General features: G+C 44.5%; 14 protein-coding genes. 6 read left to right on the forward strand and 8 right to left on the reverse strand.

Annotation, left to right across the window (positions count from 1 at the left end; genetic code table 11):
- Window positions 1–1179, forward strand: coding sequence for an MFS transporter (locus tag ACX1N5_RS14545; protein ID WP_458803227.1), 1179 nt, complete (start codon window positions 1–3; stop codon window positions 1177–1179).
- 49 nt (window positions 1180–1228) lie between these two features.
- Here the strand turns inward: ACX1N5_RS14545 and dapB are convergent, their stop codons facing one another.
- The 3 genes from dapB to ACX1N5_RS14560 all read right to left on the reverse strand — a co-directional run bounded on the left by dapB (window position 1229) and on the right by ACX1N5_RS14560 (window position 3762).
- Window positions 1229–2035 carry a 4-hydroxy-tetrahydrodipicolinate reductase gene (gene dapB, locus ACX1N5_RS14550; RefSeq protein WP_458803229.1) on the reverse strand — a complete coding sequence of 269 codons (807 nt, stop codon included), beginning with the start codon at window positions 2033–2035 and terminating at the stop codon, window positions 1229–1231.
- Window positions 2036–2163: 128 nt separating this feature from the next.
- Window positions 2164–3282, reverse strand: coding sequence for a molecular chaperone DnaJ (dnaJ, locus tag ACX1N5_RS14555; protein ID WP_458803231.1), 1119 nt, complete (start codon window positions 3280–3282; stop codon window positions 2164–2166).
- A 102-nt stretch (window positions 3283–3384) separates the two neighbouring features.
- Entirely contained in the window at window positions 3385–3762 is a 378-nt protein-coding gene (locus ACX1N5_RS14560) for a hypothetical protein (protein WP_004749205.1), read from the reverse strand.
- A gap of 386 nt (window positions 3763–4148) precedes the next feature.
- Here ACX1N5_RS14560 and ppc point away from each other — a divergent pair, with 386 nt between their 5' ends.
- The 3 genes from ppc (at window position 4149) to ACX1N5_RS14575 (ending at window position 9326) form a co-directional block, all read left to right on the forward strand.
- A complete protein-coding gene (gene ppc / locus ACX1N5_RS14565) occupies window positions 4149–6836 on the forward strand; it encodes a phosphoenolpyruvate carboxylase (RefSeq protein WP_131382385.1) in 2688 nt (895 codons plus the stop codon).
- Between the two features lie 210 nt (window positions 6837–7046).
- On the forward strand, window positions 7047–8336 hold the full coding sequence (locus ACX1N5_RS14570; protein WP_004749208.1) for a solute carrier family 23 protein: 1290 nt from the start codon (window positions 7047–7049) through the stop codon (window positions 8334–8336).
- A gap of 84 nt (window positions 8337–8420) precedes the next feature.
- Window positions 8421–9326 carry a LysR family transcriptional regulator gene (locus ACX1N5_RS14575; RefSeq protein WP_458803234.1) on the forward strand — a complete coding sequence of 302 codons (906 nt, stop codon included), beginning with the start codon at window positions 8421–8423 and terminating at the stop codon, window positions 9324–9326.
- On the opposite strand, the gene ACX1N5_RS14580 is transcribed toward ACX1N5_RS14575, so the two are convergent.
- The 4 genes from ACX1N5_RS14580 to ACX1N5_RS14595 form a co-directional block, all read right to left on the reverse strand.
- Window positions 9323–10048 carry a sulfite exporter TauE/SafE family protein gene (locus tag ACX1N5_RS14580; RefSeq protein ID WP_131382388.1) on the reverse strand — a complete coding sequence of 242 codons (726 nt, stop codon included), beginning with the start codon at window positions 10046–10048 and terminating at the stop codon, window positions 9323–9325. The genes ACX1N5_RS14575 and ACX1N5_RS14580 overlap by 4 nt on opposite strands.
- Window positions 10049–10481: 433 nt before the next feature.
- The gene (locus tag ACX1N5_RS14585; protein WP_131382389.1) at window positions 10482–10766 is read right to left on the reverse strand and encodes a YciI family protein; all 285 of its coding nucleotides are present in this window, start codon (window positions 10764–10766) and stop codon (window positions 10482–10484) included.
- A 49-nt stretch (window positions 10767–10815) separates the two neighbouring features.
- On the reverse strand, window positions 10816–11103 hold the full coding sequence (locus ACX1N5_RS14590; RefSeq protein ID WP_458803236.1) for a chorismate mutase: 288 nt from the start codon (window positions 11101–11103) through the stop codon (window positions 10816–10818).
- On the reverse strand, window positions 11084–12388 hold the full coding sequence (locus ACX1N5_RS14595; RefSeq protein WP_458803238.1) for a hypothetical protein: 1305 nt from the start codon (window positions 12386–12388) through the stop codon (window positions 11084–11086). Before ACX1N5_RS14595 ends, ACX1N5_RS14590 begins: the two co-directional genes overlap by 20 nt.
- Before the next feature lie 258 nt (window positions 12389–12646).
- Here ACX1N5_RS14595 and fmt point away from each other — a divergent pair, with 258 nt between their 5' ends.
- Both fmt and rsmB read left to right on the forward strand, forming a co-directional pair.
- Complete coding sequence (gene fmt, locus ACX1N5_RS14600) at window positions 12647–13609, forward strand: methionyl-tRNA formyltransferase (RefSeq protein WP_458803240.1); 963 nt, start codon at window positions 12647–12649, stop codon at window positions 13607–13609.
- The gene (rsmB, locus tag ACX1N5_RS14605) at window positions 13606–14892 is read left to right on the forward strand and encodes a 16S rRNA (cytosine(967)-C(5))-methyltransferase RsmB (RefSeq protein WP_458803241.1); all 1287 of its coding nucleotides are present in this window, start codon (window positions 13606–13608) and stop codon (window positions 14890–14892) included. Before fmt ends, rsmB begins: the two co-directional genes overlap by 4 nt.
- 13 nt (window positions 14893–14905) lie before the next feature.
- Here the strand turns inward: rsmB and ACX1N5_RS14610 are convergent, their stop codons facing one another.
- A complete protein-coding gene (locus ACX1N5_RS14610) occupies window positions 14906–15517 on the reverse strand; it encodes a TetR/AcrR family transcriptional regulator (protein ID WP_004749217.1) in 612 nt (203 codons plus the stop codon).
- Window positions 15518–15718: the final 201 nt, after the last annotated feature.

Genomic DNA, 15718 nt, shown 5'->3' on the forward strand with positions numbered 1-15718 from the left:
ATGAAAATCAATTTACCGTTACTGGCTTTAGCGATTGGTGCATTTGCGATTGGCACCACTGAGTTTTCCCCGATGGGCTTATTGCCCAATATTGCGCATGACCTCGGCATTAGCATTCCCACTGCGGGCATGCTGATTACAGGTTATGCGCTCGGTGTGATGATTGGCGCACCGATCATGACCTTGTGGTTTGGGCATTTTCCACGCCAAAAGGCTTTGATTATCCTGATGGCAATTTTTACCCTCGGCAACCTGATCGCGGCAATTGCCCCCAATTATTTAAGCCTGATGGGCGCTCGGGTGATTACCAGTTTAAATCACGGCGCATTCTTTGGGATTGGTTCGATTGTGGCAACCAGTGTGGTACCCAAAGACAAGCAAGCCAGTGCCATCGCCATGATGTTTATGGGGCTGACCATTGCCAATATTGGTGGCGTGCCACTGGCGACATGGTTCGGTCAGCATATTGGCTGGCGCAGTTCTTTTACGGGAATTGCGGTGCTTGGCGTTATTACCATACTGTCCCTGTATAAAGCCTTGCCACAAGGTTCAGTGGGACAAAAACCCGATGTCATGCAGGAGCTCAAAGTTTTGACCCGTCCCGCGGTGATGTTGGCACTGTTAACCACCGTGATGGGTTCAGGCATTTTATTTACCCTGTATACCTATATCGCGCCGACACTCAGCACGATTACCCATGCATCACCGACCTTTGTCACCTTCATGTTGATGTTGGTCGGGTTCGGGTTTTCAATTGGCAACCACTATGGCGGCAAGTTTTCCGATCAGTCGATTGACCGTACCTTGATTGGCTTTTTAGTAGTTTTAATGGTGTTGATGGCACTGTTCCCAATTTTAGCCAAAACGCCAATTGGCGCAGCCATCTCGCTGATTATTTTCGGTGCAGCGACCTTCGGTCTGGTTCCACCACTACAAATGCGGGTCATGTCAGTTGCCTATGAAGCCTCTGGACTGGCATCTTCCGTCAATATCGGGGCATTTAACTTGGGCAATGCGCTAGGTGCCGCACTCGGTGGTGCTGTACTCAGCATGAATCTGGGTTATGCCGCTGTTCCAGTCAGTGGTGCAGTTCTTGCCGCGCTGACCCTAATTTTGGTGTTGGTGCAAAAACGCCTGTATCAACATGACAATCCTGCTGCTTGCCAAGCATCAGCCTAAAATACAAAAAGCCAGTCACAAGACTGGCTTTTTTATATCTGGCAAGATCTTACAAGCCTAAAACATCTTTCATGTCGTATTTGGCTGCATCACGTCCTACAACCCATGCCGCTGCGCGTACTGCACCTGAGGCAAAGTTCATACGGTTGGTGGCTTTATGTGTCACTTCTACACGCTCGCCTTCACCAATAAACATCACGGTATGTTCACCAACAATGTCGCCACCACGGATGGTTTCAAAACCAATGGTTTGACGATCACGTGGACCTGTATGCCCTTCACGACCATACACCGCCACTTCTTTTAAGTTGCGACCCAAGGTATCCGCAACAGCTTCCCCCATCATGAGTGCCGTACCCGATGGTGCATCGACTTTATGACGGTGATGCGCTTCAATGATTTCAATATCAACCGTATCGCCAAACACTTGTGCTGCAAGCTCTAGCAGTTTAATCGAAACATTGACTCCCACAGAATAGTTGGCTGCATACACCACTGGAATCTGTTTTGCTGTGTCATTGAGCAATTGTTTTTGCTCATCTGACAAACCTGTGGTACCAATGATCATCGCCACACCTGCATCACGGCAGATTTTCAAATGTTGTTCAGTCGCCACAGGTGCTGTGAAATCAATCACCACATCCACATCTGCCAAAACCGCTTCGAGTGAACCTGAAACTTTCACACCTACCGCACCAATACCTGCCAGCTCGCCAGCATCTGTGCCGACCAAAGAACTTTCTGGGCGTTCTACCGCTGCTGCAAGTTGATAACCAGCTTGTTGCACAGCCTGAATCAAGATGCGACCCATACGACCGCCAGCACCTAAAATGCCGATACGTGGTGATGTAGACATGTTGTCATTTCCTAAATTTTTTAATCAATGTGCTTACTATAACAAAACTTATTTCTATGCATGTGCAATCTGATATAAAAAAACCTGCTTTTGGGCAGCAGGTTTTTTCTAAAAATCAATCAGACAGATCAGTCAAATAAACGATCAAAGAATGATTTTTTCTTGGCACTTGAATGCTGATCATTGCCATCCATGGTTGCTTGCAACTCTTTGAGCAATTCACGTTGACGTGCAGTCAAATTCACTGGTGTTTCCACCACAATACGACAGAGCAAATCACCGACCATGTTGTTACGTACAGGGCGAACGCCTTTGCCGCGTAAACGGAACACTTTGCCGTTTTGCGTACCTTCAGGAATTTTCAGACTCACACGACCATCAAGAGTTGGAATCTGGATTTCTTTACCCAAAGCGGCATCGGCCACGCTAATCGGCACATCCATATACAGGTCAGCACCATCGCGCTGGAAGATTTCATGTTCACGCACCACAACTTCAACATACAAGTCGCCTGCCTGACCATCACAAATCGCTTCGCCTTTCCCTGTAAGACGTACACGATCGCCATTGTCCACGCCTGCAGGAATAGTCACTTCTAGCGTTTGCTGACGATCTGTCACACCTGAGCCATGACATTTCTGACATGGGTTTTTAATGATTTTACCTTGTCCGCGACAAGTACCACAGGTTTGCTGTACAGAGAAGAAACCCTGCTGCATACGCACCTGACCTGCACCATGACAGGTTTTACAGGTTTCGACGTCATTCGGTTGTTGCGAACCTTTACCATCACACGCCTCACACGGCGCAGGTGCAGTAAAGGTAATGGTTTTTTTCACGCCTTTTACGGCTTCTTCAAGGGTTAGTTCCATCACATAGCGTAAGTCGGAACCACGGCGCTGACGTTGCTGTTGACGTCCACCACCACCAAATGCTCCACCGAAAATATCGCCAAATTGACTGAAAATATCTTCCGCACTAAAGCCACCAAAGCCGCCGCCAGCACCACCACCAAAGCCACCTTCAAAGGCATTGTGCCCCATACGGTCATACATGCTGCGCTTTTCACCATCGGAAAGCACTTCATAGGCTTCTGCTGCTTCTTTAAATTTTTCTTCAGCTTCAGCATTGTCAGGGTTGCGGTCTGGGTGGTATTTCATCGCCAACTTGCGGTAGGCTTTTTTAATTTCATCATCACTAGCAGTTTTAGAAACGCCTAAAACCTCATAATAATCACGTTTAGCCATGACAGGCGATGCTCCTCACGGAATTTCAAATAGAACAACTTCCAAGTAAAGTTGGGATCTTTACCTGTTTTACAAGGCAACAGAGTGAAAAAAATCGTTAAATTAAAATACTGCTTTCTTTTTGAAATACTTAGACAAGCCTTGAATAAAGCAGTTTAAGAAATACATCCACGCAATAAAGGCAAAAATCACACCTGCGACTGTACAGCCAGTGACCCAAAGCATGTCATTCCAAGCATAAAATGCCAATGGAATAAACCATAGCCCTGCAAACACGCCCATCACCATAAATAAAATCACACTACGCATCACCCAGATGCCATGTGCCTGAATCCAGACTTCAGCTTGAGAACTATGAGCAACTTTAGCTGCGAGCAAATATGCAATTAATCCTGTCACAATCGTAAATAGTGCCAAAAACATAAACATATACGCCATTGTTATATAATGACGATGCTGCTCAACCTTGTCTTGCGCCATGGAAATTTGACCCCTTCACGACATAGGACATGCCCTGAAAAAATGATATATACGATTTGGGAAAATTGACCTGTTACTATAGGTGAGTTTTGTAATTTTCGCATCCTTTTCCATAAATTTTTTCCGCCAAAAACTAGACTATTTCACAAAAAAACAAGTTTTTTCCTAACCTGTCAGTCATCTACTGGCAATTTGCCCGAGTGATCTGAATTTTCCAGTCAGCCGCCTACTCAAAACCAACATTTTTTCCGAGCTTACACGACCAATGGCTAAAGGCTTTTCTAGATAAATTTGTTATGTTTAGATAAAAGCGACACTCTGATATAAAAGACAATTCTCTTTTTATATTTCAATAGACCATAGTTCATCCCATAAGGAATTTAAATATGGCACAACATATCGATGCTCCATTACGCGAAGACGTCAGACTACTGGGCAATTTACTGGGAGAAACCCTAAAAGCTCACGCAGGTCAGGACTTGTTTAATCAAGTCGAACAAATTCGTGCTCTCGCCAAGGGCGCTCGTGATGGACAAATCGAAGCGGAAAAACAGCTAGAACAACTTTTTCTCAATCTTGAAGATAAAGAAATTTTACCGCTCACGCGTGCCTTCACCCACTTCCTGAATTTTGCCAATATTGCTGAACAGTACCACGTGGTACGTAGCCGCCGTGCCAGCGAATTCGATGAAAATCAGCCCTCTCCAAATCCGCTCGAACCTTTATTTGAAAAATTTAAACAACGACAAATTTCGGCAGAAACGCTATATCAACAAATTTGCGATTTAAATATTGAACTGGTACTGACCGCGCATCCAACTGAAGTTAGCCGCCGTACCCTGATTCAAAAATATGATGATATTAACCGTTGCCTCGAACAACTTGATCAGCAAAAACTGACCCCGAAACAGCGTCAGCAAGCCTTAGAAAAACTCAAACAACTGATTTGCTCAGCTTGGCAGACCGATGAAATCCGTCGCCAAAAACCAACCCCAATTGATGAAGCAAAATGGGGCTTTACCGTCATTGAGCAAACTTTATGGCAAGCGGTACCGAAGTTCATCCGTGAGCTGAACGAACTAGTTCAGGTACATTGTGGACAGACGTTGCCAACCCACATAACCCCTATCCGTTTTGCCTCATGGATGGGTGGTGACCGCGACGGTAACCCGAATGTCACCCATGATGTCACCCAACAAGTGTTGTGGTTCTCGCGCTGGCAAGCCACCGAGCTATATTTACGTGACCTCGAAAGCCTGCGCTGGGAACTGTCGATTCAACAATGTTCAGATGAACTACGTCAGGTACTTGGTCGTGAACATGCCGAGCCTTACCGTGAATATTTACGCGATCTGCGCGAACGCCTACGCATTACCCGTCAGTGGCTGTCTGACAAACTGCAAGGTCTGGAAACCATCGAAGACCATCGGGTGATTCGCCATAAAGAAGAATTGCTTGAACCACTACTTCTTTGCCACCGTTCTTTAATTGACAGTAACTTGCCTGAAATTGCCAATGGCAACTTGCTCGACTTTATTCATCGTGTGCACTGTTTCGGGATTGAACTGCTGAAACTCGACATTCGTCAGGAATCGGGGCGCCACCGTCAGGCGCTGTCTGCGATTACTGAATATTTAGGTCTAGGCAATTTTGAAACTTGGACTGAGCAGGCACGTCAAAACTTCTTGCTCAATGAACTGCAAAGTAAACGCCCGCTTCTACCGAAATTACTCAATGAACCAGAAGATAGCCTGATTAATCATCCCGATGTTCAGGAAGTTTTTGCGACCATGCGCACACTGGCAGAACAACCTGCTGAGTCTTTAGGCGCGTATATTATTTCAATGGCAGAACATCCGAGTGATGTCTTAGCAGTACTGCTACTACAGAAAGAAGCAGGAATACAAAAACCATTACGCATTGTGCCGTTATTTGAGACCCTCAAAGATTTGGACGGCGCTGCCCACACTATGAATACGCTATTCAATATGCAATGGTACAAACAGCATATTCAGGGCAAACACGAGGTCATGATTGGTTATTCGGACTCGGCCAAAGATGCTGGCTTTATGTCGGCAAACTGGGCGCAGTACCGTGCTCAGGAAGAGTTGACTGCGGTTGCCCAAGCGCATGATGTCCGTCTGACCCTGTTTCATGGTCGCGGCGGTTCGATCAGCCGTGGTGGTGCACCTACTCAGCAAGCCTTATTTTCACAACCACCAGGTTCTATCTCAGGTTCGATTCGCGTCACCGAACAAGGCGAAATGATCCGCTTCAAGTTTGGTATTGAAGGTGTTGCGCTGCAAAACATGGAAGTCTATACAGCGGCGACTTTAGAAGCGACTTTGTTACCGCCACCTGTACCAAAAACTGAATGGCGTGAACTGATGCATCAAATGACTGAAACTTCGGTCAAAGTCTATCGCCAGACTGTGCGGGAAAATCCACATTTTGTTGAATACTTACGCACCGTGACGCCAGAACTTGAGCTACAAATGTTGCCTCTTGGTTCACGCCCTGCCAAACGTCGTGTCAGTGGTGGGATTGAATCCTTGCGTGCCATTCCTTGGGTATTTGCATGGACACAGATTCGTTTGATGTTGCCTGCATGGCTCGGCACAGGTGCAGCGCTGGATGAAATTATTGCCCAAGAGCAAAAAGCTAAACTGGATGAAATGTTGCAACAGTGGCCGTATTTCCAGACCCTGATCGACATGCTGGAAATGGTGCTGTCCAAAGCCGATGCAGATATTGCCTGGTACTATGAAACTCATCTGACTCAAAATGAGCATCTCCATGCGTTAGGCAATGAACTGCGTCAACGCCTGCAAGATGCCATTGATACCTTACTGATTCTCAAAGGAGAATCAGAGCTGCTCAGTCAAAATGAAGTACTGGATCAATCGATGCGAGTGCGTAAAACCTATTTGCTGCCACTGCACCTGCTACAAGCTGAACTGATGAAACGCCGCCGCGAGTATCTGGCACAGCATCAGGCAGAACACACGCCTGTCGATCATGCCTTAATGGTGAGTATTACAGGGATTGCCGCAGGTCTGCGTAATACAGGCTAATTGCTCAACCCTTATACAACCTGACTTACTCGCCCATGTGGCGAGTAAGTCTTTTTTATTTAAACTAAGCCATTTATAAACAAAATAAATTTATCAACATCTTCATAATTCTTCTGAGAAAAATGACCAACAACAATTTCAGCCTATGTTAAGCATTTTCAACTGAGAGTATCATGTGCGCAATTTTGTAAAGATTTGAGCGCTTTTGTTATGTCTTGGTTTCCAAAATGGCGACCCTACGCGGGACAAATTGATTCTCGCCCTGTATCAACCGATGAATATCTACCTGTTGGACAAAGTGTGGTTTTAGGTATTCAACATGCCTTTGCCATGTTTGGTGCAACCGTTCTTGCGCCGCTGCTCATGGGTTTTAACCCGAACCTTGCGATTTTAATGTCAGGGATTTGTACCATCCTGTTCTTTTTATTTACAGGTGGACGCGTTCCAAGTTACTTGGGTTCGAGCTTTGCTTTTATTGGCGTAGTGGCTGCAGCAACAGGACACATTACAGGTTCAGGCGCAAACCCGAACCTGTCAGTTGCACTCGGCGGGATTGTGGCCTGTGGTGTGCTATATGCAATTATCGGTCTGATTGTGATGCTGACAGGCACACGCTGGATTGAAAAACTCATGCCACCTGTGGTGACAGGTGCAGTGGTGATGATCATCGGCTTAAACCTTGCACCCGTGACCATTAAAGGCGTGGCAGGTCAACCGTTTGAAATGTGGATGGCACTCATCACAGTACTATGCATGGGAACAATTGCCGTATTTACCCGTGGTTTGCTACAGCGCTTGTTGCTACTGGTTGGCTTACTCATGGCATATCTGATTTATGCAATTGCCACCAATGGCTTGGGCTTGGGTAAACCGATTGATTTTTCACAGATCTCGGCAGCAGCATGGTTCGGCATTCCAAGCTTTTCTCACCCGACTTTTGACAGCAATGCCATGCTGATCATTGCCCCTGTTGCACTGATTTTGGTGGCTGAAAACCTTGGGCATATTAAAGCGGTTGGCGCGATGACAGGCGAAAACCTGACTCCACAACTGGGCAAAGCCTTCCTTGCCGATGGTTTGGCAACCACACTTTCAGGAAGTGTTGGCGCACCAGGCATGACCACTTATGGTGAAAACATTGGCGTCATGGCAGTGACCCGCGTTTACTCCACCATCGTGTTTGTGATTGCAGGTTTGTTTGCGATTTGTTTGGGGCTATCACCCAAATTTGGCGCAGTGATTAGCACTATCCCAGGTGCGGTACTCACAGGTGCATCAATTGTAGTGTTTGGTTTAATTACCATTGCTGGGGCAAAAATCTGGCTGGAAAACAAAGTCGATTTCTCCAACAATAAAAACCTGATTGTGGCGGCTGTCACCATTATTTTAGGTGCAGGAAACTTTGAGCTGATGTTCGGTCACTTTAACTTGGGCGGCATTGGCACAGCAACTTTTACTGCCATTATTCTCAACTGGTTCTTTAACCTGAAAAAAGATTAAAGAACCTGATATTGATAGCAGCCGCAAGGCTGCTTTTTTTATGCCATACTGAATCTAATCATAGTAAAAAGACAGGCAACGGACATGCGCCTTGAGATTTTCGATTTAGAATTGGTGCTACAGATTGCCAAAACAGGTAGTCTGACTCAAGCTGCGCAACAGGCAGCTATTTCACTACAAGCAGCGAGTGAGCGCCTGAAAAAAATCGAACAACAGTTCGAGGTCAAATTGTTTAGCCGGCACAGCACAGGAATGCAACTGACCTTCGCGGGAGAAAGTTTTCTGGAATATGCTCAAAAGATTGTGCAATACAGTCATTCCCTGCAACAATATATGCTGCAATTTTCTTCGCAGCAAAAACAGCAATTATGTTTATGGTGTAACTCATCAGCACAAAGTGAATATTTGCCGAAAATTTTACCTGAATATTTACTACAAAACCCTCAACTACAGATCGAGTTACAAGAAGCGGAAAGCGCTGATATCGTCACCGCATTAACCCAAGGCACGGCGCAACTGGGGTTGGTTTCGAGTTTTTTTAACACCAAGCATTTACAGACTTTAGAGTTCGCTGAAGATCCGTTGGTCCTGATCTGCCCAATGCAGCATCCCTTAGCACACAACACACAGATCAACCTTGCTGATGCCCTGCACTTTGCCTTTATTGGCTTAAAGCAGTATCACTCTTTGCAACAATCGATTGAACGTCAGGCACAGCAACTCGGGTACAGTATCGAATATCGCCTACGCCTACCCAGTTTTTCCGCAATTGCACAAGTCGTTGCCGATGGTGTCGGTGTTGCTATTTTGCCACAGCGTGCTGCACAGCAATTACAATCGCTCTATCCGTTTCACTACATTCATCTGCAAGGCGCTTGGGCAAACCGTAAGCTGTTATTGGCATGCCGCCACTTTGATGAGCTGCCTGTTGCCTATCAACATCTGAGTGAATTCTTAATGGAAAAACGAGCTTTGCTTGCACCTGTTTAAGTGTTTAGGCTCATATAGCTTCCCAAAAAAATCAGCCCAACAAAGAAAATACGGCGAAATTTCTGTTCATTTAAACGCTGCCGAATCAGCTTGCCACCCCACATTCCCACTAATGCAGGCAATAATACCAAGCAAGATAATGAATAATTGATGTTCTGTGTCGCCGTTAATTGCTGCTGTAAAAAAACTGCCAGACACAGATTGGCACAGGTAAAGGTCAAACCAAGGGTTTGTACCAGATCATTGCGTTGTAACTGCAAACTTTGTAAATACGGTACAACAGGTATAATAATCACCCCTGTTGCAACAGTCAGCGCGCCGCCTAAATACCCAACAACAGGCGACAAGTATTTTTCATGCGTTTGAAGATTCGGCAACCTCTTACTACATAAGCCATAGATGCCATACAACAACAGCATCATGCCGAGTAGAAAACCACTATGCACATGTGAATCTGCTAAAGTCGGAAAGATGCTCCACGTGGAACCTAACACCACCCCTAGCAGCAGCGTCCAAAAACGCTTTAACAAAACCCACCAGCCACCTTCGCTGAACAGTTGCCAGAGATTGGTCGCCAAGGAAGGAATAATCAGTAAACTGGCCGCCTGAAATGGAGACAAAACAATACTAAGCAATCCCATTGCAACCGCAGGCAATCCCAAACCAATCACCCCTTTGACTAAACCTGCAAACGCAAATACCAGCATCACAAATCCCAACATGTTACTTCTCCCTGAAAACATACATTCATGCTAGGTCAAAGCGATGCGCTCGAATATGCGTATTTTTTGGAGTTGCCTCAAGCATTGCCTGAGGCTTGGTTAAGCTTGTTTTGGAAGTAATTTCAGAAACAAGCATCCTAATGGAATCGACATTTATAAGTTATGAGTTTTGCCCAATCGAGCTGAGAACACATGCACTACCGATGCTACAAAATGCTGAGCGAAAACCACTGGCTTTGAATGCTGTCAAATTTACTTATCACTTTGCAGCCCATTTTTTTGCTCAGGCAAACTAGCAGCATCAAAACTACTGCCTTTCTGTTTAAGGCATACGCTCAATGACAATGATAAATCGTGTCGATTACATATGCGACTTGGAATTGCACTGCGCCGCCTAAGCAACTGCCAAACAGATGCATACAATTCAAGCCAATTAATAATGCTGTAACTGTTCGAAGCCTGTTCCTGTGCGTGAAAACTGCACCTGATTGATCCGATATTCAGCAACCTTTTGAAAAGGATCTTGCTGCAAAATCAACTTTAATTGTGCTTCAGGCATATCCTTGACCAAGATCATGCCTCCTGTTCGTGGTTGCTTTGCGCCTGCGGAAATAAAATGTCCCGCAGCAAAATGTTGCTGTAGCCATTCCACATGTTGCGCTAATAACGCATCGACAGCAGTCAAAGACTGTAAATAGTTCAGTTCGACGATATACATGATTATTCTGCTTTTTTATGCTGATTTTAGATTTGAACCAGTGTGAGGTTTAGTCAGGTAAATGCTGTAATTCTCGTTCAATAAAATGTTGAATCATTTGCCGATAGAGTTTTTCAACCAAATCAGCATCTGCGGAAAAAGCCTCGGCATGCTGGCGCACTTGGGCAATCACCTGTTCAACCCGCTGCGGTGCAGGTACTTCGGCACGTGAATTTTTAAATGCCACAGCATGATCCACATAGGTTTGGCGGGCAGCGATAAGCTCAATTAAAGCCCGATCTATTTGATCAATCTGTTGGCGAACTTCGGCTAAAGAGTTACATTTTTGATGCGTCATTTGTGGTCTGTTGCTTGTATTGTTGTTCGAGTACATGACTAAAAATGCTCTCGATCATCCAGACCCGATACAAGCTATTAAAGACATAACTCTGCCCTGCGATGCGCAACTCTAACACTGGAAAGTCAGGCTGATGTTTCGCATAACATTGTTGGTCATTTTGCTGTAAAAGCTCAGATACATCGACCTCGGTCAATTTTTCAATCTGCAAACTCTGCTGCAAAGCATGAACATGCGGGGCAAATGACAAGTCCTGCCCTTTACTCCATACCGCTTTTAAAATGTCATAAATCACATCAACGCGCTGTTCGTCATCTTCGATGCTATAAAACAAACGTGCAATATTTAAAACCGCATCTTGGGTTGGGCGGCAAAACGGCGTAAATGCCACATCGGCACGTTTTGATAAGCGCGTAGCAAGCGACCAGTCAAAAAAGTCGCGCCCATGGTAACTCAGCGGATAAACCCGCAACTGAATATTATAATAATTTGCCAATTCTTCTTTAATATAAGCTAACAGCAACCAACTAATCGGATCTTCAAGTGCAATATATAAATCCAGCTCAGGATGCATCGCATGAATTTCTGCCAACTCTTCTGCATCACTCATAATGTGTTCACGCCACTCAATATGGTTGATCAAAAAAATCGGGTTGTCAGTCAATAATTTTTGTTGTTTCAGGCGTCGCGTTAAGCGCAGTAAATCATCTACTGCATGATATTTTCGGTCGGCAAATTCAAAATAACTCGCAGCGACAGGTGTATCGATAAAACGACGTTCAGGAAAATTTTGAGGCTGGTGTTGCTGACTTGCCATGGCATACAGGGTTCTGAGTTTGCCATATTGCTGTTGCCACAACATGTGAAATACATCTTCAAGTAAATATAGAAATTGTTCTTCACGTAATGGAGTATTTCTTAAAATGACTTCAGCTTGTTGAATGGCTTCTGCGCTTGGAAGCTCGGGCTGTTCATCATAACCAAAGCGATGTTGGCGTGCGAGAATCTTGGCATCATTGAGACAGTATTGCTGCCATTCCTGTGCGGTCATATTATTCGGTGGTTCTGCTGCCTGACTGGAAATCATCACCTTTAATGGCTTGAGTTCCTCGCTTAAAATTTCATGCAACTGCGGCAATTGCTGTACTGCCAAATAACTGTAAACATCATCAAGGCGCAAATAAATACTCAACCCTTTGTCCGTGGGTAAAACCTCTTGCCGTGATGGTTTCTGGTAAAACCATCTTGATCGAATCGGATCAAACCAACGGCGAAACACAGACATGAGCATAGCCTCTAAAAAAATCAACCTACAGATTGAACAAACAATTTACTGACAAAAAGTACGATCAACAATAAAAATAGCTTTGCAGATGTTGACCTGTTGCAAGTTTAACAAATTTTGCCAAAGTTCCGCTTGTATATTTTTGATATTGGTTTCAAGCATTTTCTTTGCACAATTGCCTCAACAGCGTAATTTGCAAGAATGCTAAATCGCGACACCTGTTATAATTGTGCCTTGCGAAACGATTGAGTGATACTCTTGAAGATTATTTTTGCAGGTACGCCTGAGTTTGCGGCTGAAGCCCTCAAAGCCTTAATTCAAACTGAACATGACATTATTGCCGTTTATACCCAGCCTGACCGTAAGGCAGGACGCGGACAAAAACTCACCGCTTCTGCCGTCAAACAGGTTGCTTTGGAACATAATCTGCCTGTCTATCAGCCTTTACATTTTAAAGCCTCAACCGAAGAAGGCTTAGCAGCGCAGCAAGAGCTTGCCGCGCTCAATGCGGATGTCATGGTGGTTGCCGCTTATGGTCTGATCTTGCCACAAGCAGTGTTAGACATGCCTAAATATGGCTGCCTGAATATTCACGGTTCGTTGTTGCCACGCTGGCGCGGAGCAGCACCGATTCAACGTGCGATTGCCACAGGTGACCATGAAACTGGCGTAACCATTATGGCAATGGCAGCAGGTTTAGATACAGGCGATATGCTGTATAAAACCTATTGCCCAATCACGGCACAAAATACCTCGGCAAGCCTGCATGACAAGCTTGCATTACAAGGCGCAGAAGCGATTTGTGCGGTTCTTGCATCAGAACAGCAACTACAAGCTTATCTGGCACAGCGCGAAGTACAGGATGAAACCTTGACCGTTTATGCGCATAAACTCAGTAAAGCCGAAGCACAAATTGACTGGGCTGTTCGTGCCCAGCAACTCGACCTCAACATTCGCGCTTTTAATCCTTGGCCAGTTGCCTTTTTCCCGATCAGTGAAAATAACAACTTACGCGTCTGGAATTCACAGCTTTCAACGCTAAGCAATATCACTGCTCAAGTCGGTGAAATTGTGGCGATCGACAAGCAAGGCGTACATGTGATGTGTGGTGATCAACAGATCATTTGTCTAACCCAATTGCAATGGCCAGGTGGTAAGCCACTAAATGCAGCACAAATTTTACAAGCACAAAAATTACAGGTTGGACAAATCCTATCATGAGTCAAATGTTGAATTTACGTGCTCAAGTGGTCAAAACTTTACTGGCTGTGCAACAAGGTCAATCCCTTTCTGCAATTTTGCATCAGCAATTAGAACAAGTGGCAACAAAAGACCGTGCGCTATTTCATGAGCTGGTTTTGGGAACACTGCGTCAATGGTATGGGTTAAAAGCACTCACTTTACCACTACTCACGAAGCCCTTAGATAATCCAGCCATAGAAAGCTGCCTATATGTCGGGTTATATCAAATTTTATGTACCCGCATTGCAGCACATGCCGCTCTTTCTGAAACAGTAACAGCATGCAAACAACTGGGCTTTCCTGCTATGAGTAGTGTAGTGAATGCCATTTTACGCCGCGCTACACGCGAAACAGCTGAGTTCCAACAGACTTTAAATCAGGCACATGGCTTACCAAGCTGGCTTTACAAACGCCTGAAAAAAGACTGGCCAGAACAAGTAAGCGAACTCTGTTCAGCCTTGAAACAAACCAGTGCCATTACCTTACGCGTCAATCAACGCAAGATCGGACGTGATGCCTACCTTGCCAAGCTACAAGCGGCAGGCATTCAAGCTGAAGCGTGTTCGATTGCCGAAGCGGGAATTGTGTTACAGCAGTCAGTACAAATTCCTGAACTGATTGGCTTTGAACAAGGTTGGTTCTCCGTACAGGACCAACACGCACAGCTTTGTGCAAGCTTGCTCCCTAATTTAAATGACAAAATCGTGGTAGATGCATGTGCTGCACCAGGTGGAAAAACTGCCCATTTACTGGAAAAATTTCAGCCTGCACACCTGATTGCACTCGATCAAGATGCCAAACGTCTGCTTCGTGTTCAGGAAAATTTACAGCGTTTACAACTTAATAGCGATAAAGTACAGATTTTGGCTGCTGATGCCACCACATGGACAGCATCTGAACCAGTAGACTGTATTGTGCTAGATGCACCCTGCTCAGCGATTGGTGTGTTACGTCGCCATCCTGATATTCGCCTACTCCGCCAGTCAACCGATATTGTAGAAACAGTTGCGCTACAAAAGCAGATTTTGCAGCAAATGTGGTCACAGCTTAAAGTCGGTGGCACATTACTTTATATTACTTGTTCAATTCTCAAAGCGGAAAATGAACAGCAAATGCAAAACTTTTTTGCTGAACATGCGGATGCCCGTGAAATCAAAATTGAAGCGGATTGGGGCATTGCTCAAGTGCATGGGCGACAATTACTACCCATAACTGCTCAGGGTGACGGTTTTTATTATTGTCGAATTGAAAAAGTGGCTTAAGCCACTTTTTTATTTAGGAAAAACTCAGCTCTTGCTGACTGGGAATAGTTAATGCCTGATGAATATACAATTCAATCAGCTTTTCACGAGACCCGATTGAACGTTGATAATAACTCGAATTCAAAAGTAGACATGCTCCATAGATCAGTGACCAAACATAGGATAAATAATCTCGAATTGAAATATTGGACTGAAACTGATCCAAGTAATCTTTAGTCATATCCTTAATACATAAAATACGCTGTTGACGAATATCATAAAGCTGCTGAAATAACTCTTTTAAGCCCGACTCAGTCGTTGTCAACTGTTCTTCTATCTGGTGCAATACAATGATTTTTTCAGGCGCTCTCAAATGGTAAAGCATATACGCTTTAGCATAACCAATAAAATCATCCTGATACTGATGTGAAATTGCCAGTACCCGCTTTTCATTCTGAATTACCAGTTCTAATAATAATTCATTCTTTGACTTAAAATGTTTATATAGTGTTCCTTTGGCAATATCGAGTTCTTTGGCTAAATCATCTAGTGTCATATCCTGATAATGATCTAATAGTAACTCTTCTGACACAGCTAAAATTTTTTGATAGCGTACTGAAAATTGTTCTTGACGGCTGGTTTTCATTGACAATTCCATTGTTTAAACCGATCTACTCAAAAAATTAAATAACACAATTTAAGCAGTTTGCCCATATTGATTCGTGATCTGTACATTCAAGCATCAATTTTTTACAGGAATGATGGTTTCATGCTTCTGACTGAGCGATTTGATGGTACTTTTTTATTTATCATTATTAAACTGACTTATGGATGGATTTTAAAATAA

The sequence above is a fragment of the Acinetobacter sp. ANC 4636 genome (assembly GCF_054454555.1).

Coding starts and splice junctions, on each gene's coding strand:
- ACX1N5_RS14545 (WP_458803227.1), top strand. CDS start 1: ATGAAAATCAATTTACCGTTACTGGCTTTAGCGATTGGTGCATTTGCG.
- dapB (WP_458803229.1), bottom strand. CDS start 2,035: ATGTCTACATCACCACGTATCGGCATTTTAGGTGCTGGCGGTCGTATG.
- dnaJ (WP_458803231.1), bottom strand. CDS start 3,282: ATGGCTAAACGTGATTATTATGAGGTTTTAGGCGTTTCTAAAACTGCT.
- ACX1N5_RS14560 (WP_004749205.1), bottom strand. CDS start 3,762: ATGGCGCAAGACAAGGTTGAGCAGCATCGTCATTATATAACAATGGCG.
- ppc (WP_131382385.1), top strand. CDS start 4,149: ATGGCACAACATATCGATGCTCCATTACGCGAAGACGTCAGACTACTG.
- ACX1N5_RS14570 (WP_004749208.1), top strand. CDS start 7,047: ATGTCTTGGTTTCCAAAATGGCGACCCTACGCGGGACAAATTGATTCT.
- ACX1N5_RS14575 (WP_458803234.1), top strand. CDS start 8,421: ATGCGCCTTGAGATTTTCGATTTAGAATTGGTGCTACAGATTGCCAAA.
- ACX1N5_RS14580 (WP_131382388.1), bottom strand. CDS start 10,048: ATGTTGGGATTTGTGATGCTGGTATTTGCGTTTGCAGGTTTAGTCAAA.
- ACX1N5_RS14585 (WP_131382389.1), bottom strand. CDS start 10,766: ATGTATATCGTCGAACTGAACTATTTACAGTCTTTGACTGCTGTCGAT.
- ACX1N5_RS14590 (WP_458803236.1), bottom strand. CDS start 11,103: ATGACGCATCAAAAATGTAACTCTTTAGCCGAAGTTCGCCAACAGATT.
- ACX1N5_RS14595 (WP_458803238.1), bottom strand. CDS start 12,388: ATGTCTGTGTTTCGCCGTTGGTTTGATCCGATTCGATCAAGATGGTTT.
- rsmB (WP_458803241.1), top strand. CDS start 13,606: ATGAGTCAAATGTTGAATTTACGTGCTCAAGTGGTCAAAACTTTACTG.
- ACX1N5_RS14610 (WP_004749217.1), bottom strand. CDS start 15,517: ATGAAAACCAGCCGTCAAGAACAATTTTCAGTACGCTATCAAAAAATT.